Source organism: Pseudomonas sp. 51_B, from assembly GCF_017491595.1.
GTDB lineage: Bacteria > Pseudomonadota > Gammaproteobacteria > Pseudomonadales > Pseudomonadaceae > Aquipseudomonas > Aquipseudomonas promysalinigenes.
Window position 1 is genome coordinate 1 of the sequence record NZ_JAFGYW010000215.1, and the last position, 502, is coordinate 502.

Consider the following 502-nt stretch of genomic DNA (forward strand, 5'->3'; position numbering starts at 1 on the left):
ATCGTCATGTGGTTCTCGCGCAAGCGCGAATTTCGTGCCGACGAAGCCGGCGCCCGCCTGGCCGGTACCAGCGCGATGATTGGCGCTCTGCAACGCCTGCGTGCCGAACAGGGCCTGCCGGTGCACATGCCCGACACCCTGAACGCCTTCGGCATCAACGGTGGCATCAAACAGGGCTTCGCCCGCATGTTCATGAGCCACCCGCCGCTGGAAGAGCGTATTGACGCACTGCGTCGTCGCGGTTGATTCCTTCGCTGTAAGAAGAAGGCCTGCAGAGATGCAGGCCTTTTTTATGCCTTGAGAAAATTGGTTGTTTTATCTGGCCCATCGCTGGCAAGCCAGCTCCCACAGGTTCAGCGGTCGCCATAAATTTTGTGTGTGACGCAATTACTGTGGGAGCTGGCTTGCCAGCGATCTGGCCGGACGAGTCACCGCAGAATTCAGCCCTTCAATTCCTTCAAATGCTTGTACACCGTCGCCCGCCCCATGTTCAGCACATTGG

At 58.4% G+C, this 502-nt stretch carries 1 protein-coding gene; it reads left to right on the forward strand.

The genetic code is table 11. From position 1 onward, the window contains the following. Positions 1 to 246: M48 family metalloprotease (locus J5M56_RS24470; RefSeq protein ID WP_207937993.1), on the forward strand; the 246-nt coding region annotated here is incomplete at its 5' end. Positions 247 to 502 lie beyond the last annotated feature (256 nt).